The following is a 25,410-nucleotide window of genomic DNA, read 5'->3' as shown; positions in this document are numbered from 1 at the left end:
GTGGAATGCGGGGCACTCTAATCAGTCTAATAAGTGTATCAGCGAATAGCTGAAGGTTAACAGCCAAACAACCTCTTACGAAAGGGGTTAGTTATTGAACCTCGCCGGTTCCAGGAATCGAGAAGTTGTTCTCCTCGAAGAGCGTCTCGAACAGTTTGCGTTGGACGGTCCGGGCGTGCTTATAGAACGCCGGCGGGGATATTCCGAGTGTCTCCGCAACGTCTTCGCCGGTGCTTTCGCGGGGCGATTCGAAGAAACCGCTGTAGTATGCCGTCTGGATCACCTCAAGTTGGCGCTCGGTCAACTTCTTGAGGAATTTCGAGTACAAGTCGTGTTCGGCGGACTGATCCAGCGTCTGCTTCGAACGGAGTTCGGCAGTAGAGAACGTCTCCCGGACGAGTTGCGTGACCGTTCGGACGTCGATACTATCTGGGATGTCGATGACGAGTATCGTGGACGCTGGGTCGGCAGTCGCCTCACGGAAGACGGCACCGTGATCGGCCAACTCCATGGCGAGGAACGGCTGCGTGAGCCGAAGCCGTAGAACACCCCCTTCACCAGCCTCACTAATCTGTTGCACCTCGTCGACGCCGACCAGCTGCGAGGCCGCGTCTGCGACATCAGTTACGGCTCCGTCCTCGACGGTCACGAACACGTAGCTTCCCTCTGTGGATTGTTGGACTCCCCCCTGATACGAGAGTGTGCACGCTGCGTCTTTCGCGAGCCGAGTGAGGACGAACGCCGAATCGTCGATGGCAAATTCGACACGCGTCATCGATGTCGTGAGCAGCGCGTTCTTCCGCTCGATTGCACTGAGAGCAGACGCGATGGTTTCGCCGAGTTCGCCTAATACAGCCTTCGTCATGTCGTCGAACGCGTCTTGGGTCGGGGCGTAGACAGTCAACACCCCGTGCGTGAGATCGTTGTAGACGAGGGGGATGCTCAGTACAGAGAGGTAGTCACGAGCGAGGGCCTCCTTCCGCCACGGGTCCTCGCGGAGTCCGGCGGCGACGTTCGTCACCATCGTCAGGTCGCCGGTAGCGGCGGTCTGGCCGGCCGGCTCTGCACTGGACATATCGATAGCGAACGCTTGGCTATCCAGATACCCCTGTTCGCTGCCGGCCCAGGCCCGTGGCTCGACGACGTCGGTCGTCATGTCCACCGTTCCGATCCAAGCGAACCGGAACCGGTCATCGGCGGTCAACAGTTCGCAGACCGTATGATCGACCTCCTCTCTCGTTTCGGCTTGCACGAGGGCTTGGTCGATTTCACGGATCGTCTCGTTGATACGGTTCAGCGAGGTGAGCTGTTCGTTTTGCGCCTGAAGCGTGCGATCCTGTTCGCGTAGACGAGACTCCCGTGTGACTCGGTCGAGGGCAGCCTCAGCGGTTGCAGCGAGGAGATCGGCCAGTTCTCGGGTCACATCATCGAAGGCACCGACCCGGTTCGAGCCAACGACGAATACGCCGTGGTTGCCGAGTGGGATATACGCTGCACTGCGAAGCTCAGTCGCCCGGTTTTCGAGACGGTCTGCCTGGTGGACGTCATCGAAGAACAGCGCTTCATCCTCGACGAAGCTATAACTCGGAAGCGTTTCTCCGTCGGCGTGGACCGTGGGGAGCGGCCCGTTGAGTTCTCTCATCGTTGTCGAGCGGGCCGCGGGTCGGAGATCGTTCGAGTCGGCATCGAAGAGATAGACAGCACTCGCCTCCAGATCGAGAACACCTGGTGTATCGTCAACAACGTGTTGGGCTATCTCCTGATGGGTTTCGGCGTACAGGAAATCACGGGCGGTCCCTTGGAGTGTCGCGAGCGCTTCCTCACGTTGCTTGCGTTTCGTGATGTCTCGACAGCTGAAGAGAAGCGTGCCGTCCTGAATCGAGACCTCGCGAACGTTGACCAGAAGCGTGTGTTCACGACCTGCCTTGTCCGTCGCGGTCGTCTCGATGTTCTTCAGCACGCCCTCAGCCCTGAGCTCGTCGCGGTCGAATAGATCCGCACCGAGAAGATCGTCGATCGTCTCTCGATCGTGGATTTCGTCGGCCGTGTAGCCGAATATGAAGTGAACGTTGGGACAGACGTAGGTGTACTCACCGTCTTCGTTCGTGATGAGGACGGTGTCGGTCATGTTGTTGAGCGTAACTCGATGGAGTTCCTCCGATTGACGCAGGTCACGTTCGAGGTCGACGCGCTCAGTGATGTCGACCCCCTCGACGAGAATCGAAACGATGTCGCCGCGTTCACTCTCGACTGGGCGCACAGAGAGATCGATGACGCGTGGTTCCTCGACGTGTGGTGGCTGTGTGACGACCGCGTTGCCGAATCTCCCATCGAGTGCTTTCTCCACGATCTGTTGTACGTCCGTGTTCGTCGTACCGGGGTCTGTCCACCACGGAAGCGTCCAGAAGGGTTCACCAACGATTGACTCGGTTTTTACGTCGATCATCTCTCGGGCAGTCTCGTTCACGCGTTCAAGCGTGCCATCCGTGGCAAGAACCCACGTCGCGGTCCGTGAGTCGTTGAATATCGCGTCGAACTGTCTAGCCCGCTCCCGTTGCGTGCTCGCTCGCTGTGCGGACCGAATCGCCCGCTCAACTCGCTCGGTGAGTTGGTCGATCATCTCTTCGGCCGGGTCCGTGAGTGCGATGTAATCGGTGACGCCGGCTTCGATTGCCTCGCTAGCGATGGCTTCGCTCCCGTCGGCGGTACAGAGTAATACCGGAAGCGACGTTGTTTCAGTCCGGATCTCCCTGAGGAGTTCGAGTCCGGTTGCCCCTTCGAGCGCGTACTCGCTGATGAGACAATCTGTGGTTCGCTCTCGAACGATTTCGAGCGTTTCCACCTTGCTTCCAACTGTCTTCACCGTCGCGTCAGTCCGAGCCTCAAGCGTCGCGGCGAATCGCGTGAGCCAGTCGTCGGTCCCGACGAGCAACACCGTCGACGAATCGGTGACGGGGGAGGAAAGAACCATTATTGGGCCACGAAGGTACGGCAGACGCTTTTCTCGGCACGGACTCGAACTCTCCCCCAGTTCTGCTGCTGCTGCCACAGGCTGGAATGTGCGTGCATGACTAGTTAACTATCGAACCCTCCGTGAGCAAAGACGTTTGTTATCTAACCCGCAGAGGGATGGGGAGCGGTACGTAACATGGACACACGATGTTCGGGACTCGTCACGGTTTCCTGTCGGTTCCCGATTTCCGCACCTCACTGTCCGACCACACTTCCGAGTAATGTCTCCCCGACCTACCACCACCGATTCCGAAACAACAGCCAGTAACGAACCGCAACAGAACTATCAGTCGATATGGCTGGTCGTAGCTGGAGCCAGTCTCATCTCGACAGGGTTGGCTGCCTACGAGATCGTCCCTGCGAGTGTCACCCCACTCATTCGTGACTCGCTGGGTATCGGCTCGACGATCGCGGGCTTCCTCGTCGGCATCATGTTCGGCACCGCAGTAATCGCAAGCCTCCCAACTGGAGCGGTGCTCGACCGGACGGATTCCAGAACTGCGATGGCCCTTGCAGTTCTCACCCTCGTTGTTGCAGGGACGTGGGGATGGATCGCTGGCCAGCGAGGGGACTACCGGTCAGTGATTGCATCACGAGCCCTCGGTGGGGTCGCCTACGTCGTCGTCTGGAACGCCGGCATCGATATCGTGAGTCGGGCAGCGACCAGCGAAAACCGGGCAACTGCTGTCGGCATCTTCACCGCTAGTGGCCCGATCGGATTTGCGCTCGGGCAGGGGACTGGACCACTGATTGCGCATCGATTCGGGTGGCCCGCGATCTTTGTCGCGTTCACGGGCCTCACGCTAGTCGGGTTCGTCCTGTTCTGGCCGGCCAGTCGAGGCCTCGGGGCGAGCAGTGGAGACGCGCCCTCGATTCAGGAGTTCGGCGCGGTTCTTCGAAACCGGAAGGTGTGGTCAGTTGGGTTGCTCGGCTTTCTGGGCTATTCGTTATACCTGTTCGTGAATAGCTGGGGTGCGTCGTATCTCACGACCGAACTAGGCCTGTCACTCGCAGTGAGTGGGCTGTTGGTGGCTGTGTTCCCCGCAATTGGCGTCGTCTCCAGAATCAGTAGTGGACTCCTGTCTGACCGAGTTTTCGGTGGTCGCCGCCAACCCATCGTCTTCGGTTCCTTCGTGGTTGCTGCGCCACTCGTACTCGTCTTCACTCGGTTTCGATCGCTTCCACTGCTCGTTGGGCTCCTCCTTCTCACCGGGTTTGCGGTTCAGCTCACGCTGGGGCTGTCTTTCACATACGTCCGAGAAATCGTCGATTCCCGGGTCGCTGCGACAGCCGTCGCGTTCCAGACGAGTGTTGGGCTAGCGGGAGCGTTTCTCGCACCGATTGCAGGAGGTGTCGTCATCGATCTTGCAGGGTTCGATACGGCATTTCTATTGGCTGGATGCCTCGCGATCTGCGGAATCGCGGTCGCATGGCGAGCACCAGAGCCGGCCTACTCGTAACTGCGAACCCAAGATGTGCGACCCCGGATAGCACAGGTGTGCTGCACACACCCTCTATATTCAGCACGGCCCAAACAACCCATCAGCGACCGAGGATTTCAACAGAGCCTACCAGAACAAACAGTGCGCGAGGTCAATGGCCTAGTGTCTGGTCAGGGAGTGCATTCAGCCAATTCAAATTCGCAAAGGAGGTTTCGAGTGGGGGGTCACAGCTGTCGAGGTACCGAAATCCGTGGACCTCAGCACGCCCTCAAGGACATGAACAACACGGGATGTTAGATGCTGTGACATCGCGCGAGCCAGGGTGGGGCGGCGTGGGAGTGCGATGCTGGCCGCCGTCCGTGGGGCGACGGAGCGTGTCGCTCAAGGCGGCTGTGGCTCGATGGTGGTGCGCCCGGCATTGCGACGGCGCGTTCGCTCGGGATGAGTGGATACACCGGGAGTGCTCACGTGCAGTATCGGGACGTCGGTTGGTTGCGAGGGCTAGCGAAGCGAGGCGGCGCGAGACTCGGGATCGTCGACGAGGTCGATGACAAGTCGCCGGCGTCGACGAGGTGAGTACTGGACAGTCGAGTCGCACCCTCATCCCCTTTCGGGGGGGGCGAAAAATCTCGTCGTAGAGTGTGGAGTCGGGGACCGGAGCGATGCAGCCGCACCGCCTGAGACCGGGTGAACCGCCGTCGCGCCAGGGGCGCTCGGCGGGGTTTCGATGCACAGCGACCGCCGGTTACCAGGACGATCGGGTGAACGCGTGGAGGATGCGGCGGCTCGTCGAGATGACGATGTATGCGGTCGAGACTGCGAAGCCACCGACACAGACGGTCCAGAGGCCGGTGGTAGCGAACTGTGGATCAACGGCGAGGAACATCATCCCGACGTAGGCGGTGATAAACATCGAAAAGACGGCGGTGGTCAGGAGCGGTACATTGACTGGGGTTGCATATCGGATGGACATGATTCGTGGTCGGAGTCGAAGGTGAGTCGAGACTGATCGGCTCGGTCCGGTCGGCGGCGCACGGTCGCGCCGCGGACAACATCGAGATCGAGCTAGAGCTCTGGCTCGGAATCGGAATCGGAATCGGAACGACGCGAGTGTCGTCGACGTCGCGGCGACACGCCGCGCTGCTCGACTTCCTCACCCCCTTAGGGGACCAATACTTGGCCCGAGCGTGACCGTCCATCCGGGGTGAGTCGACCCGCGCCGGTAACCGGCCGAGCGAAGCGAGGCCGGGAGCGGGGCGGCGGAACGGGGCGGGGCGGAAGCGACAGGCCTCTCACAACCGTGGGAGCGCTAGCCGAACCGGATCAGGGGCTTCGAGCGTCAAAAAACGCCTCGGAGAGGTGGGGACGGCTCGCCCCTTACTGGGCTTGAGCGAGACTCGCTTCCGGCGCGATGTCCTTGATGGCCGCCTCGACTGCCGCTTCGATGTCGGAGACATCCGACTGGTACACCGACTGGACGGCGTCGGTGGCGTCGGAGTCGCGACTGGCGAGCGCGCCGAGGCGCTGCTGGGTCGCGTCGATGGTCTCGGCCACCCACGAGTCACGGGCCTCGCGGTCGACGACCGTGATGGACTCAGGTTGGATGGACACCTTCACGCCGTAGTCCGTCTCGTAGTGGTGGAGTTTGCCGACCACGGCCACGTACGAGGGCGTCTCGGCCGACCGGAGCACGTCCATTGCCTCTGCCTGGTACTGCCCGGCGTAGAGGTTGGCGGCCTCACGAGCGGCCATCACGCGCCCCTTCCAGAACTCGGAGTCACTGCCGACATCAGCCGTCTCGATGAGCGTCCCGACGACGAACACGCGGTTGGCCGCCTCGCCACTCGGCAGGAGCGTGAACTTCGGCGCTCGGTCATCGCCCTCGTCTTCGGGGCGGGTGAACGAGTGGGTCGCCTGGTTGAGTTCTTCGGCAAACAGGCGCTTGGCCGGCTGGCGCTGAGTGACGGCCGGGGCGATGCTCGCGTCGTTGAGGCCGGGGTTGTCAGCGGAGTAGCCCGTCTCGACCGCTTCGTCCACGAGGAAGTACTCGCCGACGACCGGGCCACGCACGTCGAAGGTCTTCCCGATGAGCGAGGCGCGGAGTTCTGCGCCGACGACGCTGGCGTCGAGGGCATCAGCGGCCATTTCCTTCGCTCGCTCAAGCGTGATGCCACTGACAGCGGTGGTCATCTCGGCGTTGAACAGCGCTCGGACAGCGCGCTCACCGTCGTCGAGGATGGCTTTCAGCCGAAGGTCGAACACACCATCAACTTCGCCATGCTCGGAGCAGCGGCCGTTCTGGACGACGCGGGTGCAGTCCTCGTGGGGACAGCGCTTGATGAGGCCACTCCCGTCTTCGAGGGCGACGAGCGTGCCCGTTGCGCGCACTTTGCCATCGGTGGGTTCGACGGCGTCCTCGGCGGCGGCCTCGGTGACCTCGCTGGCCTTGTTAAGCGAGATGGAGTACTTGCCTTCGTACTCGTTGGTGATGGCCGAGGCGATGTCGTAGGTGACGCCCTCCTCGAGGGCAGGCAGGCTCTCGGTGTTCTTCTGCCAGACGACGAACTTCATCTGGGCGCTCTCATCACCGATGAGGCCGACCTGCCGCATGGAGTCGTGCTTGGGCTCCCAGAGGTTGACGACCTGCGCTCGGACGTCCACCCATTCCTCCGGGCCGACGTCTGCGATGTCGCCGAGCATGACGCGCTCGAAGGCGTGCGAGCCGCTCGCGTCGCCACCGAAGCCCGCCAGCGCCGAGATGTCCTCGGACAGGTCGCCGTCATCGAGGTCGTACTCCGCTGCGAGGTTGCGAACAGTCGTCGTGGTCGCCTCCTCGAGCGGGACGCTGAACTCCTGCATCGCCGCGATTCGCTCCTGGACGGTCGAGGCGGGCACGTCTACGCCCACTTCGTCGAACTTGCCGCTGATGTCTGCCGCACGCTGCTCCACGCTGAGGTTGGAGTTTGCACTCATTGTTGTATCTCTGAGGGGGATGTTCACGAGGCAGGACAGAACGAGGACGCTCCTCGCCCCACCCGCTCTCCCTCACCCCCCTTTGGGGGCCAATACTTTCGGGAGTCGCAGGCAGGACAACCGCCGGCGGCAGCGCGTAACGATCGCACCGCCCCGAGTGTCGGGAAATCCCCGAGGGGAGTCTCCGTCTGTGTCCGTGAATCGGGACAGCTCGCACGCTCGTGCCGACCGACGGGGATCGTCCCTGTCGCTCGTGAGTTCGATGTCGAGACGACGAACAAGACTGATGTCTTCATCGCCCTCTCACACGTCCCTCACCCCCCTTCGGGGGCCAATACCCACGGTGGAAGGAAGAAAGAGGGACCGCGAACATCGAACGGGTCTGTTCTGTCGTGTCGGTTCGGTGGTGCTCGTTCTCGGGTCGACCGTTAGAACGAGTAGTCGTCGCGAACGACTGCGTCCGCACAGGCTTCACAGAGGACATCGAACGGGGGCCACCCGGTGAGGCCATCGGCGTCCTCGAGGAGCGCGGTCGGGACCAAGCCGCTTGTCCCACAGCCACCGTCACAGGAGGTGAACGAGTGGCTGACTGCGGCGAAGGTCTCGCCGTGCGGGTCGTGGTCGGGCTTGCGGAACTCGGGTTCCTCGCCTGTCTTGAACACCACGCTGACCGGCTCGCGCTCGGCCGTGTGGTAGGTGTCGGTGCGCCGCTCGTCGGACTGGATGGTAGTCATCTCAAATCCCTCACCCCCATTTGGGGGCCAATACTCGCCAAGCGACGAGGAGGGGCACACCGCTGGCGGGTAGGAGAGACACTGCCGAGACGCGCGGCGACCACCCCACCAGCAGAGCGGAGGCGGAAGAGGACAGAGGAGGACGGAGGAGTGCGAGGCGGCTGGATTAGCCGAAGAAGCGGGAGAACATTCCCCGCTGTTTCCGGCGTTCGCGTTCGTCGGCCTGGATCCGCTCGTTGGCCTCCTCGTACTCGCGAAGGACGGCATCGAGGCCTGAGAGCGTCTCCTTGGCCGTCGCAACGTCTTCGCTACGAACCATCGGGCGGAGAATCTGCTTGAGCCGCTTGACGGAGTCATCCGGAAGGTCGGCGTCGGCCGGCGACAACAAGCCGGCCCGCGTGAGCTGGCTGCGGTAGCGTTCGCGTTCACCCATCAGCTCGTCCATCGCCTTCAGGTAGGTCTCGGCGGTGAACTTGTAGCGGTCGCGTTCCTCCTCAACATCCGCGAGATCGCGGAGCCGCTCTTCGAGGCGGGTCTGATACCTCGCAAGCACGCGGTTGTCCTCGCGAGCGACCTTCATCGCCTGCGCCGTCGGCGTCCGACCCTCGATAGGACCAACGGTCCAATCCGTAGGATGCTTCTCGGAATCGTCGAGATGCGGATTCGTCCGCGACCATTTACCACCGGCTCTCATGACGGACTCGGTCATCATCCGTTGCGTACTCTCATCGAGGTCGGAGTCGATGTCCGTCCCGTCGGGAGCAGCGGGCGAGACGCCCTGGGGAGTGACGCTCCCACCAGGGGTCGACTCGCCCCGGTCGTTCGAGGCGGGGGAAGCGTCGCGCATGGCCGTCGACGCTGACTGTCCAGTGGGGGCGTTCGCAGCCGCGTCCGCAGCAGCGGCCGGGTCCACACCCATATCCACACCCACATCTCCGTCGTCGGCCCCACTGTCGCTGTCGTTGTCGCCGTCGAGGTCGAGGAGTACGTCGGGGGAACTCTCGGCGGCAGTCACGGCGTCATCCGTGTGCAGCGGACCTGGGGCGCTCGGAGCGGCCTCGGCCGATGCAGACGTGCCATCACTCACGAAAGAACCCCCGGCCGCACCAGCGGAGTCCTGTGGCTTCTGAGCGGATGCTGATGATGCCACGTCATTCGCGGGGATATCCGAGGCCGAGGTCGAGGGAGAGGACGATGCCGTTGGCCCGTCGGCCTTCGAGAACTTCACCCCATCGTCACTCGGGAGTTCGTAGTGGTCATCCACTCGGAGGAGCGCGCGGGCGAGAGTGACGGCGCCATAGGTCGCACCGCTCGAGTAGTGTTGGCCGTCCCACTTGGGTCGCATCAACCCGGAGGTACGAAAGAGCGCGTCCATCCGATCGGGGTCTTTCCCCGTCCAGAACGCAAGCGTATGAGCGAACGCCATATCCGCTTCAGACTGACTCGGATAATCGGCATCGTGAGACCCCCACATCGAAGAGTCGCCTTCGTAGAGGCGGCGTTTCCGGTCGCCACCTTGCGAGTCGTACATCCGCTTCAGAATCTCGCTATCTGATAGCTCGATACCGGGCCCTGCGAGGTCGGCAAACGTACTGGGGCACACCGGGGGAAGGTACTTCGTCTGGACCCGCTCGAGGGCTTCTCGGATGGCCGGGTCACGGATGTTTCTGAAGGTGTCACCGTAGCGCTCGACGAGGGCGCTTTCACTCTGCCGACCAGGGACTTCGGTGGAACGCCGACCGCCACGATTACCTCCACTTTCTGAGGTATCGCTCACGGCGGTATCGGCGAGACTCAACTGCCTATCCGAGCTGGACTCACCACGAATGTACTCACCGTGAACGGCGTCTAACTCGTCCTGACATTTCCGAATCTCCGTGGGCGTGTCCTCGAGGTGCGCCCCGGTCACGGTGAAGTAGCGATCGGAGTCGTACATCTCGACGCGACCCCGGCGATTCCCGGTGGCGGTCAGTTCGCCCCCGACGAGGATATGCACACCCGTGCCGGAGGGAGACACTTCGGTGTATGAGTCGAGTCGGTCGATGATATCTTCGGCCCAGTCTTCGAGCTCGCCTGTATCAGGGTCACGACACTTATCGAGGTCGACGCCGGTGATGGAGACGTTGTCGGTGAAGACGAAGCCAAGGCCATCGCCGGGCACGCGGGAGTCGTTGAGTGCCTCCCACGCAGTGTCGAAGTCGCGGCGCTGTTTGGGGTTGGTGACGTCGCAGTTGATATCACCGCTGGTGCGATACGGTTTAGTCGGGATTTTGGTAGCTTTCCCGTTGCGCTCTCCCTCACGCCAGAGAATCCAGTTCTCGATAGAGCGGATATTGGCCGGGATTGCGTCGTTTGTTACGTCTATATTCGTCATAGATTCATCGTGATGTTTGGAAGGGTCGTCGCCACTCGGCGGCGGGCGAAACAAACCCGGATTGTCGATCTCGACCCGATTTGAGGGAAAATCGACACCCTGCGCGCGATTCGCGCAGAACTGGAGACCCCCTCTAATCCAATACTATGGTATATAGCATCGAAGGTTCCGAATGGGGACACCAAATTGCTCGATAGAGTCTCTAGGCAGTTTTGCGCGTGTGCGCTAAGTTGTAACGGTAGGGGGGTTGTCTCAGACCCAGATTCTGGGTTTTCAAGGCTCGTACCCACTGTGCGCGCCGTGCGCGGATTTTGCGCAGATTTGCGCGCACTCGAATCGCCCTCAATTTGGCCGGGGGAGAGCAGAGCCACGAGCGCGCTTTTTAGACTTTCTAGGCAGTTTTGCGCGTGTGCGCTAAGTTGTAACGGTAGGGAGGTCGGCTCAGACCCTGATTCTGGGGGTAGCAGGCTCGTACCTGCTGTACGCACCGTGCGCGGACTTTGCGCGTACCCCTGGAAATGGCTACTGGAGTTCATCGAGGAGATTTGAGGCGCCAACGAACTGCCACTCGCTGTCGTCGCCCCAGGTAGCCCGAGTTATGTCGTCGTAGGAGCGACTGTTTCGTTCGGCGGGCATTTCGTCAATCAGCCCTGCGTTGTAGAGGGCACGTAGGATATTCTTTGCTTCTGAGAGATTCGGGACGACCCAGATTTTCTTCTCTACGTCGAAGCGGTTGAAGTCCTCATAGTGTTTGACGATGTGCTCGTGGGGGACGTTCCAGATTGCCTCTCCGATCACAGCTGGCTTATCGTCTTTGTACGCGACGACATCTGGATTCACGTCGGTCCCGAAGATTGGGGTGTACCGCTTGACGAAATAGTGATAGGTTTTGTCGGCCGCGAGTGTGCGAGCGAGTGCCTCGACCATCACCTTGTGATAGGTCTTCTCGTTGACGTCACCCTGGTCTTCACCGAAGGCGACGCGAGCGCCACACGCACGCTGACCGTCCTCGGTGACGGTGTAGTAGACGCGGAGATTCTCGGTCACCTTCTCGAGGTAGCCGAGGTCGATGAGCCGGTCGGGGTCTACCTCAGAGAAGTGACTATTTATCGGCTTCATCGTTTCGAGCATATCGAACTTGGGATGCCGACCGTTCACAGTCGTCACGACGGCTGCGAGAAATTGGCGTTCCTGAACTGTCAGATTCTCGTCTATGCCTGAGCCAACGCCACCGACCCAGGTATCGTGCCGGTCGGCGTGGTCAGCGTCCGAAGGATTCTCCGTGGCCGCCCCCGCTCCATCGGCGCGGGTCGTATCTCCCTCCACGCCACCGTGTGCAACGGCGGTAACAGTCTCGTCCGTGGTGGTTGGGTCGGTCCCGTTGTAGAGGAAGTCGTTGATACGATCTTCCAGATTGCTTACCGAATCTTCACCGCCACGTTCAGCGGGGGATTCGGCCTGAGCACCACCGTTTCCTTCGCTGGCTGCTCGGCGCGAACCAAAGTCGTCCGTGAGGTCGTCGGCGGGCCGGGTGACAGGCCTCGACGGGCCATTCTGAGCGCCACCATTTGCGGGTTGCGTCCCGACCTGAGTTGCTACGTTCCGCCGACTCTCCCAGACGTCTTCTTCGGGCTCCGAGTCGGAGTCGGAGCCGGAGCCGGGCACATCGTTGTGGTGTGCGTTCGGATCGGTGGTATCGACCCCAGAGCCGGTGTGGGATGCCGAGAGTTGCTCGGCGGAGGGGTCCGTGTTGCTTCCGGGGATGAGACAGTAGTCGTCCCGCGTTTGGCGTGTCTTCTTCGCGTCGATCCCCCCGAAGGAGTCACCGTAGGGCGAGACTGAATCCTCGTTCACGGGGTCGTCCGAGTCCCGGTGGCCGGCGGGGATGCCGACCGGCAGGAGCGTGACAAGTTCGGGAACGTCGGTCATGAAGCCCGTGTCGGGGAGTTGGGCGACCCATTCTCCACGCGGGAGTGACGTAATCCGGTCGACGAGTTCCTCGTCTTCGATGCCCTCGTGGAAGAGTGTCATCACCAGCTCGTCGTCGACGGCGAGTTTGCCGATGAGTTTGGTGTTGATGTTCCGTAGAATCTCCTTGTAGGAGGAGACGTCGAGGGCGTCGGATTTTACCTGCTCGGCGAAGTGAACGATGACCTCGAGGGCGAGGCCGAACTCCCGGCCATCTGGTATCATGTCGTCGCGGACGAGTTCGGACTGGAGGAGCGGCGCGGCCTCGTCGATGATCAGGTTGATCACATAGCCATCGCTGACAGGCGGTGTCTTGCCGAGGCGATGGCGGAGGCGAGCGCCGGACCAGATGTAATCGAGCAACATGAACGTGAAGAGGTTGCTCGAGGCGGGCCGGAGGTCGCCGGTGTCGATGAGAACGACGCGCTTGCTGGCGAGGATGTCCTGGATGTCGAACATCGGCGATTGGTGGGCGTAGTGCCCGTTCTCCTCGTCCCATTCTGGGACGAAGTTGAGAATCCGCCAGATGAACGACCGCTCTGCGAGTTTCGTTATCCGATTCATCACCGCGTCGATGGAGGTCATGAACCGCTGGCGGTCAGCATCGACGTGGCGCTGAAGGGTCCGGTGGAGCGTGGCATCGCTCACGAGTGGGAGCTTCCCCTGGGCCTTCGTTTCCTCGTTCATGCTCCCAAGTTTCTGCATGTCCATCGCCGCAGTCAGGAGGTCGCTGATGGGCCATGCATCCTGGCCGTGAACGGGGTCGAACATCGCCTTGATGAGGCTGTTGAGAATTTCCTGAGCGACGAACGCCTGGTCAGCCATTTCTCGACCGAGGACGTACACGAGCAGTTCGTTGTAGCGGTCGATTTTCTCTTGGACAGCGACGGTTCGACTGACGCCGGCGGCGAGTTGCGGGCGAATATCGAAGTAGGGGAACGCGAGGACCTCGTCGTTCGGCCCCGGGACGGTGATATGGACGACGTCGTCGAGGTTCCCGAACTTCTTGAAGTGGGCGCGCTTGTACTGGTCGGCCATCGACCCGCCCTTCTTGTCGAAGACGAAGATTGGGCCGTCGAACGACTCGTAGGCGCTGAGGGTGTCGTTAATCATCGCGGTGGTCTTCCCGCCACCCGTCGTGGCTGCGCGCATCACGTGGTGGGTGAGTTGTTCGGCGCTCAGGCGGATCGGGATGTCCGGCCGGTTGTCGACGGCAGTCTCGGCGTACCCGATACACATCCCGTGGTTATACTGCGAGAGGAGGTCCTCGTCAGTCGCAGTGAGTGGCGAGCGAGCGTCGGGTGAGCCGCCGGAGGATCCGCGACTCGCGCGGGGGAGTGCGTCCGTGTGGGGGACGACGACGAAGTTCGCGAGTTCGTCAGGCGAGGCACACAGGATAGGGTCGCCTTTGCTGAAGCGCCCGGAGAGCCCGCTCGAGGTCGCAAGCCGGGCGTGACAGAGCGCGGCGAACTCTTTGTCGCTGATGCCGAGGAGGTCGCCTTCGATGCCGTAGTAGGGGCCTGACAGCGAGGTGAAGGCGTTCGAGATGCTCTGGATGGTCTGTTCGTTACAGGCGGCCCGGAGCGTGAGGTCGAACGTCGTCGTGGGCTGTTTGTGGTCGATCTGGGCCATCCGCGAGCCGGTGATTTTGTTGCTGTCACCGGCGGTGACGGTCCCCCCGACCTGTTCTGAGATATCGCCTCGGTGGATGTTGCGGCGTTCCTGTTCCGAGGTGCCGAACATCTGGCGGGCGAACTCGTTTTTGAACGCGCTGAACGTCCCGTGGTTGCCCATCTTGAGGTTGCGCTTGTGAACTTCGGCTTCACTCGTCCAGTCGGGTCGTGGTTTGAACACGGTCTGGAACATGAACGGGTCGTCGGCGTGCACAGCCTGCTCGAGGAGGACGCTCAGGGGCGACCGATACTGGTCGTCGTTGTCCGTCGCGATGTCGCTGAACGGCCGTAGGAGCGTCATCCAGTCGTTCTTTTTCGACGAGATGCCTTTCCAGCGAACCAGCGAGGGACGTTTCTCCTCGGGGACTTCCTCGGGACGGAGGGGGACGCCTTTCTTGATGAGTTGCTGCTCGGCTTCCTCTGGTGAGGGCCCGTCGCCACGGCCGATATCATGGTCCTCGAACACGGCGGGGTCCTCGAACCCGCTGAGGCGCTCGAGGTCGCCAATATCTTCGAGGGTCGCAATCCGTCGACCGCCCACCTGTGCGTTGCCGTTGTCGCTGGCGAACGCGGCCACGGGGTTGAACGGGACGATCTCGAACTCAAAAGACTCGGGATACATCGCGGCGATGTTGGCAGCGAGTGTCTTGAACGCGGTTGCGTCGTAGGGCGTTACCGAGACGTAGAAGTCGAAGCGTTTGGTGTCTCGCGGCTTGTGAATGACGAACTCGAAAGATTTCTTCGTGTCTTTGAGTCCGAGGCGGCCCGCGAGGTTGAACCGCCCAGTGTCGGTGACGCCGGCTCGATAGAGGCCGAAGAGTCCGGCGATGATGTTGCCGGGCGTGACCTGCTCGCGAGCGGGGGAGATATGGATGTACGGGCGGGCTTCGATAGGGTCGCCGAGTTTCTTTCCGGGGCCGGACCCGACTTCGACGTCCTCGTAGGCGGCGAGACGGTCCTCACGTGACGCATCCTGGTCGCCTGCGGTTGCTGGCGTCTTGACGCGGTCAAGGTCGGATGGCTCTGTGCCAGTCTCCGCGGGGAGTTCCTCCTCTGTACGGTCGTTCTGTTGCTCGCTCGCGTCCGTCGTGGAGTTCGGAGCGTCGGCCCGGAGATGCGAGAGGTCGAGGCCTTTCCGCTCAAATACGCTCTTGGGGGGCTGTGAGCTCTCTGGAGCGTCGGCGTCCGTGTCGACGTCGGGGTCCTGGTCGAGTGATTTGCGGTCTGAGGGCGTTGCAGTCATCGCATCACCTCTACGCGGCCGGGGAGAGGTCGCCCGGTGGGGCGTGCGATGGTCGCGAGAGTCCCGGTGGACGGGACGATTCGATTGCTGTTGGTGTGCTCGGTCATTATCGTGATTGGCGGGTGAGCGTCTCGTCCGGGGACGCCGGTGTTCCACGGGTAGTGCCTCGGAAGCTGTCGCTCCCGAGCTGTGAAACGAGCCACTCGGAAAGGGCCCGGTTGGTTGTTCGGGCACGAGTGGGACGATGATTGAGGTGTGTTTCCTATCCGTCCCTGCCGGGTCAGGGGGTGGCGATCCACTCGAGAAGCGCCACGAAGACGGTGACCCCGAAGTAGAAGATCGTCATGCTGGCTCCGCCGATCATGAGCCACATCCCGTTTTCTGCACGGTCGGAGTTCTTGCGGGCGGTGAACCAGACGATTGCGCCTAGCGCGAGGCCGACGAGACCTGCGTACTTGAGGACGAGCAGGACGGTGTCGTACAGGTTGGTCATGATGCCTTCCAGACCACTCGTGCCGGTCTGTGCCGCGACAGGCTGCACGAAGAGGGTCAGTGCGATGAGGCCCATGAGGACGGTCATTCGGTGCTTCTTCAGGTGTTTCGTTACAGGGAGGGTGTTCATGTGATTCCTCGAACACGAATACGGCGAGAACGAGAATAAAGAAGCGCAGCCCACATTGGATGTGGTAATGTAGCGGATGTAGTGATGTGGTCAGAGCAGTAGTCGAGGACCGCTTCGTGAACAGTCTATGCGGCTGATTTCGCCGTTTCGAAAATAGACTCGGATTTGCGGGGGATTCGCAGAGGGGCGGGATTGTGGGGGTGACCGCTCAGTTTATTTTCATGCCATACGTAAGCGTCTCCGGATAAGGGAACACCCTCCTCGTAGACCCAGTCCATCGAGTGATTGAAGTGTCAGCCAAAAACACCACACCAACCACGGGTACTGCTACCGACTGTGACGAACCCCGGACGACGATCAACGTTTGTCTGCACCGGAATACGCACACGCGTTTGACGGCCTACAAGAATTACAATCCGCTCGCGAACAAGACGTTCGACGAGGCGGTCAACGAGATTCTGGACTCGGTCGGATTCCCCGAGGCCGATGTCTTTGAGAACCCGGCGTTCCCAGTTCTCTCATACACGGGTGACCAGCCATTCTCGATGCCTGGTGACGACTGAGCAGAGCCACCCACGCGGTCTTTCCCGCCGGTCGCTCTCCACAATCAAATAGCTGGCTCTGTTGAAATCCTTAGTCGCTGATAGTTCTCAGCAGCCGTGCTGAATATAGAGCGTGTATCCAGCAGTCTTCCACCCTTCGTTTCGCTCCTGAGCGAGCGAACTAAGTAATAGAGACCGTGTTGGGGTCAGTCGCCGGGCTCAGGCTCACCGCTACCCGTCACGCCGGGGCGTTCGACGGCCACCAGCGTCCCACCAGCGAGGAGGAACACCACGCCGAGCGCGCCCACACCGGCTACCGGTCCGGCGAGGTCGGCCACGCCCCCGGCCAGCAGCTTCAGCGGCACCCGAATCAGGGCGAACACCATCGCGGCAGCCGAGAGCGTCGTCGCGCGGCCCACGCTCTCGACCCGGTCGTTCAGGAACTGCCCGGCGACGGGTGCCACGGCCGCTCGCCCCGCCTTCAGAACGAAGAACACCGGAACCGCGGTGGCCGTCGCCGCCAGCGGGAACAGATAGCAGACCGCGACGACGGCGGGGAGGATGACGACCGCACCCGTCGTCCCGAGCGCGGATTCGACGCGACCGGCGTTGTCGCTGGCGACCCCCGCGACAGCGGTGAATCCGGCGTACAAAAATCCGAGGAGCGCCTCCTCGGGGAGCCCCGAAGCGGCCGCCGGGAGCACGGCGAGATAGCCGTCGAACGCATCGACGGCGATGGGCTGGATGAGGTCGTCAGCCGCGCTCACGACGCCGTAGAACAGGCCGACGTAGAGGACGAGCGACCTGACACCGGGACGCGAGAGCGCGTCACGAACGACCGGAATCGCCTCGGTGACCGAGAGCGGTTAGTCCCGCTCGCCGTCGCCGCCGGGCTCGGGCATCGTCAGCAGGACGCCCACGCTCAGCACACCGACGGCCGCCGCCGCGAGAAACGGCCACTCCACGTTACCGACGTAGAGAAAGCCCGAGGCGACCATCGTGGCGGCCATCGCCCACGACCCGATGGCCCGGCCGCGACCCCGGACGCGGGTGAACTCGTCGGCGTCGAGACGGTCGTCGAGCGTCTCGTACAGCCACGCTTCCTCGGTGCCGGAGGCGAACGTGAACGTCAGCGCCCAGAGCGCGTAGAGCGCGAGGAAGCCGGGGAACGTCGTGACGACGAGGAACCCGAGCAGCGAGGCGACGGCCGCAACCCGACCGACGACGAGGCTGTTTCGCCGGCCGATGCGGTCGCCGACGTAGCCCGTGGGCACTTCCCCCACGACGACGAGGACGGCCATCGCGGCGCTCAGTGTGGCTATCTCGGTGAAGGAGAGCCCCCGCGAGAGCAGGAACAGCGTGAACACCGGCCAGACGAACCCCGAGGTGTCGGTGGCCTCGTACAGGTAGTACCGTGTGACGACACCGGGGGTACGCATCGACTGTAGTTTCGCCCCGGCGTGAATGAGGGTTTCCTGAACCAGATTCTTGTAGTTGGGTTGCTATTTTGGCTATGTTCCAAGACGTGCTGACCGAATCAACAAATGGGGGGACTGAAACGGGCCGACCGTTACGCGAAGCACGGCGAAGTAAGTACTGCAGGGCCGAAGGCCTGAGGAACGCAGCGAGCCGCGCGAGTGTAACGACACCGCGTTAGCGCTCCCATCTCCCCATAGACCACGACCGGCGGGTGACCGATATGCGCACTGTATCTTGCACGCACTCTCTGTCAATTTCTGAGGATTTCAACAGAGCCTGACGCACTGTGCGTGTTCGCTGGCGCGATTCGACCGGTTTCCGTGAGACATCGCCTCCGAGAATCCTACGCAACAATTGACCTCCAAATTGATACACTGTGTTGCGTAGGAACAACAGCTCCCGTGACTAGACTCAAGCGCTCGATCGGGGAAAACTCGGGGAGCGGTGCGGCTCGGGGACGACCACATCGGGTCCGTGTTCGTCCTCGATGATAGCGACGACAGTCGAACCGCCGCTGCGAACTCGCGGTGGCCCCCACTCGAATTGTACTGTGTCGCCGACGGCGATGTCGTTCTCAATCGTCCACTGGTATGGTACTTCGAGGACGTACTTCGCTCGCCCCCGATATTCCGTATAGGGTTCGCCGTCGGTTTCGGGTTCGACGTGGTGGATGGTCGTGATGGTCCCGTCGGCGTCGATGAAGATGATGTCGATGGGGAAGGCCATATCCCGCATGACGTAGGCACGCTCTTTCTCCTGTTTGTGGCGGAAGAACATCCCGCGGTCGGGGTCGAGCGACTCGATTTCTGAGAGCCCGATGGCCAGTTCGCGCCACGTCGCGGCGACGGGGCCCTCGACGGATTCGAGATAGCCACCGTTTTCGTCGTAGATGGTCGCTGTCGCGTAGTTCGGCGAAGTCAGATCAGAGTACATCGTCAACTACCCCGCCCTGACGCTCGCTTACGCTCGCGTCTGAGGGCGGGGCTTGTCCGTGGACTCCCGGTCTGCCGACCCGGAGGGGTCGTCGGGGGTGTAGTCCCCAGTCCCGTTCAGCGTCCCGGACTTGAGGGCGAGTTGACCGTCGCCCAACCCCGAGGGACGTTTGCCCTCGGGTACAGTTATCAGTCGCTTGCCGATGTTCTTCGCCGCGTTGTAGTCGCCGTCGAGTTCGTATCTGCACTCGTTGCAGGCGAACCAGCCGTCCGAATCGCGGTTCGTACTCGACTGGTGGCCGCACTTCGAGCAGGTCTGCGACGAGAACGCGGGGTTCACGTCTTCGACGCGGATGCCGTACTCAGCGGCCTTGTACGCGACCATCTCTTGCAACTCGCGGAATGCCCAGTTGTGCATCTGGCGCTTGATGCGGTCGTTCCGGTTTTCCATCCGGTCGCGGATGTGCGTCAGTCGTTCGACGGCGATATACGAACAGTCGTGGGAGACGGCTTCTTCGACGAGTCGCCGAGAAATGGTGTGCAGACGGTCCAAGACGAAGCGGGTTTCTCGCCCCGACACTTGCCTGAGTGTCTGCTTGGCGGAACGAGTGCCTTTGTCTTGGAGGCTCCGGCGGACTCGGAAGTAATGGTTCTGGCCCCACAACAGTTCGCCACCATCGAAGAACTGTCCCGTGCTTGTCACGGCGACGTTCTTCAAGTTCAAATCGACGCCGAGAACGCGGTTGCCGTCGCGTTCGTCTATCTCTTTTTGGATGACGATGTGGAGGTAGAACGCATCTTCGTCGTCGCGGTAGTGCAACGTCCCCATCCGGCGCTCGTACTCGTCGTCGTCCAAGTACGACCGCTGGTAGTCGCCAAGAACGTACTCGGCTTCGACCCGTCCGTTGACCGTCGAGAGTGTTGCACTTCGGTCGCGGATGGTCAACGTCCGTTTGTCGTACACGGCGGACGGTTCGTTGAAGCGCGGAAGGGGGCGGCTGTTGCCCTTCTTCCAGTCCTCGACGGTGGACTTCATCGCTTCGACCGCCTTCGAGTAGGCGCGGATGCAGAGGTTCGACGGCAGGCCCGTCCGGTCCCGAAGGTCGTAGTACACCTCGTCGTGGATGTTGGACTTGTTGAGGATGAGGTAGCCGTCGTCGTTGCGTCCGTTCTCGACCGTGTAGTTGGCGGCGTCGTTGAACTGGTCGATGGTGGTATGGAGGTCGTCGCGCCGCTCGTCGGGCACGTCGAGTTTGACGGGGACGGTGCGCTTGACCTCCATCTGCATACTCACATATGGGCGGGCGTCTTATATACGCTTGGGAGTCGGCCTGCCAGCGTCGCGCGGTTCCGTGGCAGTTGTCGGCTCCTCCCCTCCCTACTCGCTTGTGCTTCCGGCGCGGACGCCGGAACCCCGGCGCTCGTTGAGGAAGGGGCATCCGCCTTGACCGCTTTAGGTGACTGAACTCACGAAGACGCTGGAACTGAAACTGGTTCAGCCGAACGCACACAAGCGGAGGAAACTCTGTAAGACGCGCGAGGCGTACCAGCAGGCACTTCACGACGCCTTCAACGCCCGATGTACCACGCAGACCGAAGCGAACGACGTGGTGGTCAACTACGACCTGAGCGGGTACGCGAAGAACGCTCTCAAGAAGTACGTCCCGCAACTCACGACGACCTACAACGCGGGCGAACTTCACGACGACCACCCTGTCCGCTTCACGAACGAGGGGCTACGTCTCGACCACAAGCCCGAGAACGCAATCGAGTGGTACGTCAAAATTCCGCACCACGAGGACTACCACCTCTGGATGCCAGCCCAGCCGAACCCCGAACAACAGGACTGGCTCGAAGCGTTGAACGCTGGCGACGCGGAGATGGGTGAGAGTCGGCTGTTCGAGCGGGATGGGACGTGGTTCCTCCACGTTACTGCCACCCGAGACGTAGGGGTTGGTTCCGAGGCGTCCGCCGAAGAACGGACGCCCATCGGTGTCGATATTGGGGAAGCGTCACTCGTCACGGTGTGTCACCGCGACGACCACGGTTCTCCGACCGCTCCCGAACTGTGGGCCGACGAGGGGAAGACCGTTCGTCGGCTCCGTAAGACCTACTTCACCGCCACGAGGCGGCTTCAGACGCGCGGTAGCGAGTGTATCGCAGAGTCGTTCGGTGACGACCTGTGGGACCAGATAGACGACGTATTCCACCGCGTCACCCGCGAAGTCGTGGAGTACGCCGAGTCCGTCGAAAACCCTGTACTCGTTCTCGAAGACCTGACGTACATACGGGAGTCGATGGACTACGGCGAGTACATGAACCGCCGTCTCCACGGATGGGGGTTCGCCAAACTCCACGCGCAGATACGCTACAAGGCCGTTGAGATGGGTATCCCCGTCGAGACGGTGAACCCGCGCAACACCTCGAAGGAGTGCCACGCTTGCGGTGAGGTAAGGTATCGTCCGCGGCAGGCGACATTCAAGTGTACGAACGACGCTTGCTGGATGGGCGAATACCAAGCGGACGTGAACGGAGCGGTGAACATCGCAGACCGCTACCTCAGCGGAGAGAGTCGTTCCAGAGAACACCCGAACGACGATGACTCGGCTGAGGATGGGGCGCGTTTGACCGCGCCACAAGACAGCCAAGCCGATGCTGAAGTCCAGCAAGAGACGCTTGGAACGTATGCGTCTTGAAACCGTAGGGTCGGGCGAACGCTCGGCCTGGAATTCCGTGGCGGGATTCCCGCGTCTTCAGGCGCGGGAGGAGGTCAATGTCGGTGTCTGTGCGGTCTGGAGTGTTTGAATTTGAGTCTGTGGTCATGGAGGTGAGACGGTCAGAGGAGAATCCAGGCGAGCGTGCTGAACACGTTGCCGCCGATACTCGCCCCGACGAGCGTGAGGCCGATGACGATGCCTCGTCGCCCTCGGGCGTCGGCGAGCGAGTCGCGGCTGCCGAATGCCCACCAGGTCACCCCGATGATGAAGACGGCGAGGCCAAGCGCTTCAAGTGCGAGACTGAGGGCAGTTGCGAGTTGTGAGATCGAGCTTGCCTGTGGACCCGTGACCGCGCCGTATGGCCAGCCGGTGGGGAGGAATCGAGACCCCAAGATGAACACGAGGACGTCGTAGAGGACGTCGAGGCCAGTGATGGCGACGAACCCACTTGCGCCGCCGACAGCCATCCCTCGGTAGCGGTCCATCGAGCGGGCGTCCTTTGAGGCGTAGAACCATCCGGTCACGCCGACCACGAGTGCGGTGAGCATCCCGTAGCGCCCGAGTACCTCTGCGAGCTGGTAGATACGGAGGAAGGGCTCGACGAAGCCGCCGACGCTACTCATGCTTTCTTCCCTCCGCCGCGTTTGGTCGTGCGGCGGCGCATCCGCACGTACCAGAACGCGAAGATACCGAGGGCGAGCCACTCGACGAAGATGAGGGTGTTATTGATTGCCCCGGAGATGTACTCGCCGACGGTGCCGGCGGCTACGAAGGCAACGTCTCCCGGTGGTAGGAGATAGAGGATGCTGTCACCCTTGTAGTATGGGTTGTCCGGGCCGGTGTCCCATACATCGCCGTCGTACCTGGCTCGGAGGGTCATCCCGTCCCACGTAACTGAGGCACGCCCCTCAGAGTCGGTGGTGACGGTCCAGTTCGTCCCGTCTGCTTGGGTGACGGTGATGGTCTTGTTGTCGAGGAAGTTGCTGTTCGTATCGGTCAAGATGAGTGTGCCCTCGTGCCCTTCGCCGGTGGGTGAGCGATCTATCTCCATCAGCCGAAGAACGGTTGGAGAGTAGGGTTTAGTAGAGACGTTGAGTTGGTCGTCGAGACTGCCTCCGAAGGGGTTGTCGGCAGTCGCCGTGGCCGTCTCGCCAGTTTCGAGGTCGTTGGAGTTGAGGGTCACGACGTACTGCGTGTAGAGTTCGGTTGGTGCGTCGTTGTCCGTGTCGCTGACGCCGGCAGGGAGCGGTGCTCCACCGGGTCGGGCTGCGACTTGCGTATCGACCGTTCGGAGGTAGCCCCAGCGTTGGGTTTCGACGGAGTCCTGTTGACGTGGGAACTCCATCGTGACGTTGGCGACGCTCGTTTGATAGTGGTAGATGGCTGGCCAGCGGTCGCCTTGCGTGTGGGTTACGTCGTGTGTGTTCGACCCGCTTGCCGTCCGGACTTCGACCGCGTCGTTCCGCGAGACACCGTAGAAGCGCCACGGTGAGTCGATATTGACGACTTTCCCGTTGACGTCGACCTGAATCTGTCTCCACGGATCGTGTGGAAGATCCTGGTCGCCCATCCACGTGATGAGCAGTCGGTCGTCGCCTTCTCCGTCGATGTGAACGACGCTGATGTTGAGATTGGGCGAATCGAAGTCGGTGATCGTCACGGGGACGCTGTATTGCGTCGTGTGAGTGTACGTGCTCGTACTGGATTTCGACCATTCGTTGCACCGCGAACTCGTGATGCCCCAGCGACTTTCGACCTCGCTGGTCACCCGGAGCGTGGCGGTGAGGGTGTATTCCCCTCGGGGGTATTCGAGGGACATACTCGACGGGTCTTCGATAGCAATCCAGGTTGTGTCACCGAATTTCGCCCAGTCGGATTCACCGCTGAATCCGGGGCGGTCAAGCTGGACAGAGGTGACTTCCGCACTAGAGTTGATGAGTTCGTACTCGGCCCACTTCGTCCGGTCGTAGTAGTGCCAGTGGGTACTCTTGTGCGTGTGCGTAGAGTTATCGTGGGTGTGCGTTCGGCGGTGGATGTGCTTTATCTTACACTGGTCGTCGTAGCTGTAGTCCGGCGGTGTGATGGCTCGGTGGTCGAACGGAACGTAGGCTCCCCGCATGGGGGTTCCGCCCACGACGTAACTATCGCGATACCAGACGCCACCGAAGACGTGGTTGATGCCAACCCACGCATCGCGGACGGTGTCGAAGTTCGACTGCCCCCACTGTCGGGACATACTCGCGCCATCGCTGGTCGGATAGAGTTCTCGGCCATTCACCGTCGGGATGGCGACGCGGTCGGAGTCTTGGGCGTACCGCGAGTACTGGCCGGCGGCGTGGAGGTTTCGGTCTATCGTGTTCGAGTAGTACGCGGTGTGGATGAGCGCTTCCTCTGGGTTTGCCACGTAGAGTTCCTCCGCATTACGGTCCCACCTGACCTCGGCATTATAGACGGGTTGCCATTCACCGTATTGGCTGGTGACGCGGACGAACCACTTTCCGTCGGTGCTCGTCGGGCCGTCATAGGTGTTGTTGCCGTGGACGAGGAGGAACTGCGTCTCCTGGTAGGAGGTGATATCGGCATAGTGCGTCCACCGATCTCGATACGGGACGGCTTGGAAATCGCTGAGGTCTCTGATGTAGAGGTCTTGCGTCGCGACGTATCGAAGCGTCTGAGAGGGAGATTGCGATTTGGCTTGGAGCTCGACCGGCCCATATGGATAGTCGTTCTCGAAGTAGCCGTCGTAGGAGATGTCACTCGGGTCAACGTCGTCGTCGTTGTTCGCGAGGATACGGTAGGTATCGTCGTAGAACTTCTCGACACCGGGGTCGGGGGACGGGATTGCGGTGATAGCCCCCAGGCCAGCGGCGGCGACGCTGACGGACGCGAGCAGGAGCGATCCCACGAGCGCCATCGTAATGCACGCGTGGATGTGCTGTCCGTACCGCCCGTCGGTGCGCTTGAGCCGGGAGAGACTGAGACGTCGCTCGGAGAGTCCGGTTCGGAATGCGCGACCAGCCGACGTGACACGCCCTCCCAGCGTGGTGTCGTCCTGGTGCACTCCGGTCCCAGTCCCGGTCTCGGTCTTTGACTCGTCCTCGGTCTCGGGGTCGGCCCGTTGACTGTCAGTACCGGCCCCCTTCTGGGGGGAGTCAGCCTGAGAGGACATGGTCAAGCAGGCTGATGAAGACGGGGAAGGCGAAGCCGATAATCGAGATGACGATGCCTGTGGTCGCCATCATGAATCCGCGCCGTCGGTTGTTCAGAGAGGGGCTGATGAAGTACGCAATGATGCCGACAATCATCGTGATGAGGCCACTCCACTTGAGGAGGGTTCCGACCCAGCCGGGGACCCTGATTGCATCTTTCAAATCGGCAACGAGCGTGCTGAGGTCCGTGCCGGATTGTAAGGGAAGGACCGAAGCTCGCTGTGAATCCGGGGTCGAAAGGAGTGCGTCCGGGTAGAGTACTTGTGCACGCGTGAGCGTCTGTATGAGGTTGAGGTTATTACCGAGTCGAAAACCGCCAGATCCAAAGCCGAATCCGAGAGGTTGGAGCGGGCCGCCAGCTGCTCGAAGCGACGGGGCGACCGAGGAGGCCGCGTCGATGGCTGTACTGGGTAGTGAGGGAGGCCCGGCGAGGATGAGCCACCGGCTGGCGACCTCGATGGCCTCTGGTTGTAGTTCTATCATGGGGAGG

At 61.7% G+C, this 25,410-nt stretch carries 17 protein-coding genes; 3 read left to right on the top strand and 14 right to left on the bottom strand.

What is annotated here, in order from left to right; translation table 11 throughout:
* Positions 1-91: 91 nt before the first annotated feature.
* The gene (locus tag MX571_RS21185) at positions 92-2,971 is read right to left on the bottom strand and encodes a bacterio-opsin activator domain-containing protein (RefSeq protein WP_247421559.1); all 2,880 of its coding nucleotides are present in this window, start codon (positions 2,969-2,971) and stop codon (positions 92-94) included.
* 262 nt (positions 2,972-3,233) lie between these two features.
* On the opposite strand from MX571_RS21185, the gene MX571_RS21180 reads away from it, so the two are divergent.
* Complete coding sequence (locus tag MX571_RS21180) at positions 3,234-4,472, top strand: MFS transporter (RefSeq protein ID WP_247421346.1); 1,239 nt, start codon at positions 3,234-3,236, stop codon at positions 4,470-4,472.
* Between the two features lie 727 nt (positions 4,473-5,199).
* Here the strand turns inward: MX571_RS21180 and MX571_RS21175 are convergent.
* The 6 genes from MX571_RS21175 to MX571_RS21150 form a co-directional block, all read right to left on the bottom strand.
* A complete protein-coding gene (locus tag MX571_RS21175; RefSeq protein ID WP_247421345.1) occupies positions 5,200-5,427 on the bottom strand; it encodes a hypothetical protein in 228 nt (75 codons plus the stop codon).
* Between the two features lie 404 nt (positions 5,428-5,831).
* The gene (locus MX571_RS21170; RefSeq protein WP_247421343.1) at positions 5,832-7,427 is read right to left on the bottom strand and encodes a hypothetical protein; all 1,596 of its coding nucleotides are present in this window, start codon (positions 7,425-7,427) and stop codon (positions 5,832-5,834) included.
* Between the two features lie 428 nt (positions 7,428-7,855).
* The gene (locus tag MX571_RS21165; protein WP_247421340.1) at positions 7,856-8,161 is read right to left on the bottom strand and encodes a hypothetical protein; all 306 of its coding nucleotides are present in this window, start codon (positions 8,159-8,161) and stop codon (positions 7,856-7,858) included.
* Between the two features lie 166 nt (positions 8,162-8,327).
* Positions 8,328-10,535 (bottom strand): phage NrS-1 polymerase family protein, encoded by a 2,208-nt coding sequence (locus MX571_RS21160; protein ID WP_247421337.1) that lies wholly within the window; start codon positions 10,533-10,535, stop codon positions 8,328-8,330.
* A gap of 522 nt (positions 10,536-11,057) precedes the next feature.
* The gene (locus tag MX571_RS21155; RefSeq protein ID WP_247421334.1) at positions 11,058-15,419 is read right to left on the bottom strand and encodes an ATP-binding protein; all 4,362 of its coding nucleotides are present in this window, start codon (positions 15,417-15,419) and stop codon (positions 11,058-11,060) included.
* 280 nt (positions 15,420-15,699) lie between these two features.
* Positions 15,700-16,041: a TrbC/VirB2 family protein gene (locus MX571_RS21150; protein ID WP_128081500.1), complete on the bottom strand. Its 342-nt coding sequence runs from the start codon at positions 16,039-16,041 to the stop codon at positions 15,700-15,702.
* A 392-nt stretch (positions 16,042-16,433) separates the two neighbouring features.
* Between MX571_RS21150 and MX571_RS21145 the strand changes: the two genes are divergently transcribed.
* The gene (locus MX571_RS21145) at positions 16,434-16,604 is read left to right on the top strand and encodes a hypothetical protein (protein ID WP_157837765.1); all 171 of its coding nucleotides are present in this window, start codon (positions 16,434-16,436) and stop codon (positions 16,602-16,604) included.
* A 185-nt stretch (positions 16,605-16,789) separates the two neighbouring features.
* Here the strand turns inward: MX571_RS21145 and MX571_RS21140 are convergent, their stop codons facing one another.
* From MX571_RS21140 to MX571_RS21125, 4 genes are all read right to left on the bottom strand, one after another.
* Positions 16,790-17,350 (bottom strand): hypothetical protein, encoded by a 561-nt coding sequence (locus MX571_RS21140; protein ID WP_247421333.1) that lies wholly within the window; start codon positions 17,348-17,350, stop codon positions 16,790-16,792.
* Positions 17,351-17,449: 99 nt separating this feature from the next.
* Positions 17,450-18,022 carry an MFS transporter gene (locus MX571_RS21135; protein ID WP_247421331.1) on the bottom strand — a complete coding sequence of 191 codons (573 nt, stop codon included), beginning with the start codon at positions 18,020-18,022 and terminating at the stop codon, positions 17,450-17,452.
* Positions 18,023-18,473: 451 nt separating this feature from the next.
* Entirely contained in the window at positions 18,474-18,995 is a 522-nt protein-coding gene (locus MX571_RS21130; RefSeq protein ID WP_247421329.1) for a DUF192 domain-containing protein, read from the bottom strand.
* 27 nt (positions 18,996-19,022) lie between these two features.
* Entirely contained in the window at positions 19,023-20,282 is a 1,260-nt protein-coding gene (locus tag MX571_RS21125) for an RNA-guided endonuclease InsQ/TnpB family protein (RefSeq protein ID WP_247421327.1), read from the bottom strand.
* 169 nt (positions 20,283-20,451) lie between these two features.
* Here MX571_RS21125 and MX571_RS21120 point away from each other — a divergent pair, with 169 nt between their 5' ends.
* Positions 20,452-21,690 (top strand): RNA-guided endonuclease InsQ/TnpB family protein, encoded by a 1,239-nt coding sequence (locus MX571_RS21120; RefSeq protein WP_247421326.1) that lies wholly within the window; start codon positions 20,452-20,454, stop codon positions 21,688-21,690.
* A 140-nt stretch (positions 21,691-21,830) separates the two neighbouring features.
* On the opposite strand, the gene MX571_RS21115 is transcribed toward MX571_RS21120, so the two are convergent.
* From MX571_RS21115 to MX571_RS21105, 3 genes are read right to left on the bottom strand one after another with little or no spacing between them, the layout of a single operon-like run.
* Complete coding sequence (locus MX571_RS21115; RefSeq protein WP_247421323.1) at positions 21,831-22,334, bottom strand: hypothetical protein; 504 nt, start codon at positions 22,332-22,334, stop codon at positions 21,831-21,833.
* Positions 22,331-24,880, bottom strand: a complete 2,550-nt coding sequence (locus MX571_RS21110) for a hypothetical protein (protein ID WP_247421321.1) — start codon at positions 24,878-24,880, stop codon at positions 22,331-22,333. The genes MX571_RS21115 and MX571_RS21110 overlap by 4 nt, the downstream gene beginning before the upstream one ends.
* A complete protein-coding gene (locus MX571_RS21105; RefSeq protein ID WP_247421320.1) occupies positions 24,864-25,403 on the bottom strand; it encodes a hypothetical protein in 540 nt (179 codons plus the stop codon). The genes MX571_RS21110 and MX571_RS21105 overlap by 17 nt, the downstream gene beginning before the upstream one ends.
* Positions 25,404-25,410 lie beyond the last annotated feature (7 nt).

Origin of the sequence: Halomarina salina (assembly GCF_023074835.1) — an archaeon.
Lineage (GTDB): Archaea > Halobacteriota > Halobacteria > Halobacteriales > Haloarculaceae > Halomarina > Halomarina salina.
The sequence above is the reverse complement of the archived record's forward strand: the minus strand, read 5'-3'. Positions and strand labels throughout refer to the sequence as shown.

Coding starts and splice junctions, on each gene's coding strand:
- MX571_RS21185 (WP_247421559.1), bottom strand. CDS start 2,971: ATGGTTCTTTCCTCCCCCGTCACCGATTCGTCGACGGTGTTGCTCGTC.
- MX571_RS21170 (WP_247421343.1), bottom strand. CDS start 7,427: ATGAGTGCAAACTCCAACCTCAGCGTGGAGCAGCGTGCGGCAGACATC.
- MX571_RS21125 (WP_247421327.1), bottom strand. CDS start 20,282: ATGCAGATGGAGGTCAAGCGCACCGTCCCCGTCAAACTCGACGTGCCC.
- MX571_RS21155 (WP_247421334.1), bottom strand. CDS start 15,419: ATGACTGCAACGCCCTCAGACCGCAAATCACTCGACCAGGACCCCGAC.
- MX571_RS21180 (WP_247421346.1), top strand. CDS start 3,234: ATGTCTCCCCGACCTACCACCACCGATTCCGAAACAACAGCCAGTAAC.
- MX571_RS21175 (WP_247421345.1), bottom strand. CDS start 5,427: ATGTCCATCCGATATGCAACCCCAGTCAATGTACCGCTCCTGACCACC.
- MX571_RS21110 (WP_247421321.1), bottom strand. CDS start 24,880: ATGTCCTCTCAGGCTGACTCCCCCCAGAAGGGGGCCGGTACTGACAGT.
- MX571_RS21135 (WP_247421331.1), bottom strand. CDS start 18,022: ATGCGTACCCCCGGTGTCGTCACACGGTACTACCTGTACGAGGCCACC.
- MX571_RS21105 (WP_247421320.1), bottom strand. CDS start 25,403: ATGATAGAACTACAACCAGAGGCCATCGAGGTCGCCAGCCGGTGGCTC.
- MX571_RS21165 (WP_247421340.1), bottom strand. CDS start 8,161: ATGACTACCATCCAGTCCGACGAGCGGCGCACCGACACCTACCACACG.
- MX571_RS21115 (WP_247421323.1), bottom strand. CDS start 22,334: ATGAGTAGCGTCGGCGGCTTCGTCGAGCCCTTCCTCCGTATCTACCAG.
- MX571_RS21130 (WP_247421329.1), bottom strand. CDS start 18,995: ATGTACTCTGATCTGACTTCGCCGAACTACGCGACAGCGACCATCTAC.
- MX571_RS21160 (WP_247421337.1), bottom strand. CDS start 10,535: ATGACGAATATAGACGTAACAAACGACGCAATCCCGGCCAATATCCGC.
- MX571_RS21150 (WP_128081500.1), bottom strand. CDS start 16,041: ATGAACACCCTCCCTGTAACGAAACACCTGAAGAAGCACCGAATGACC.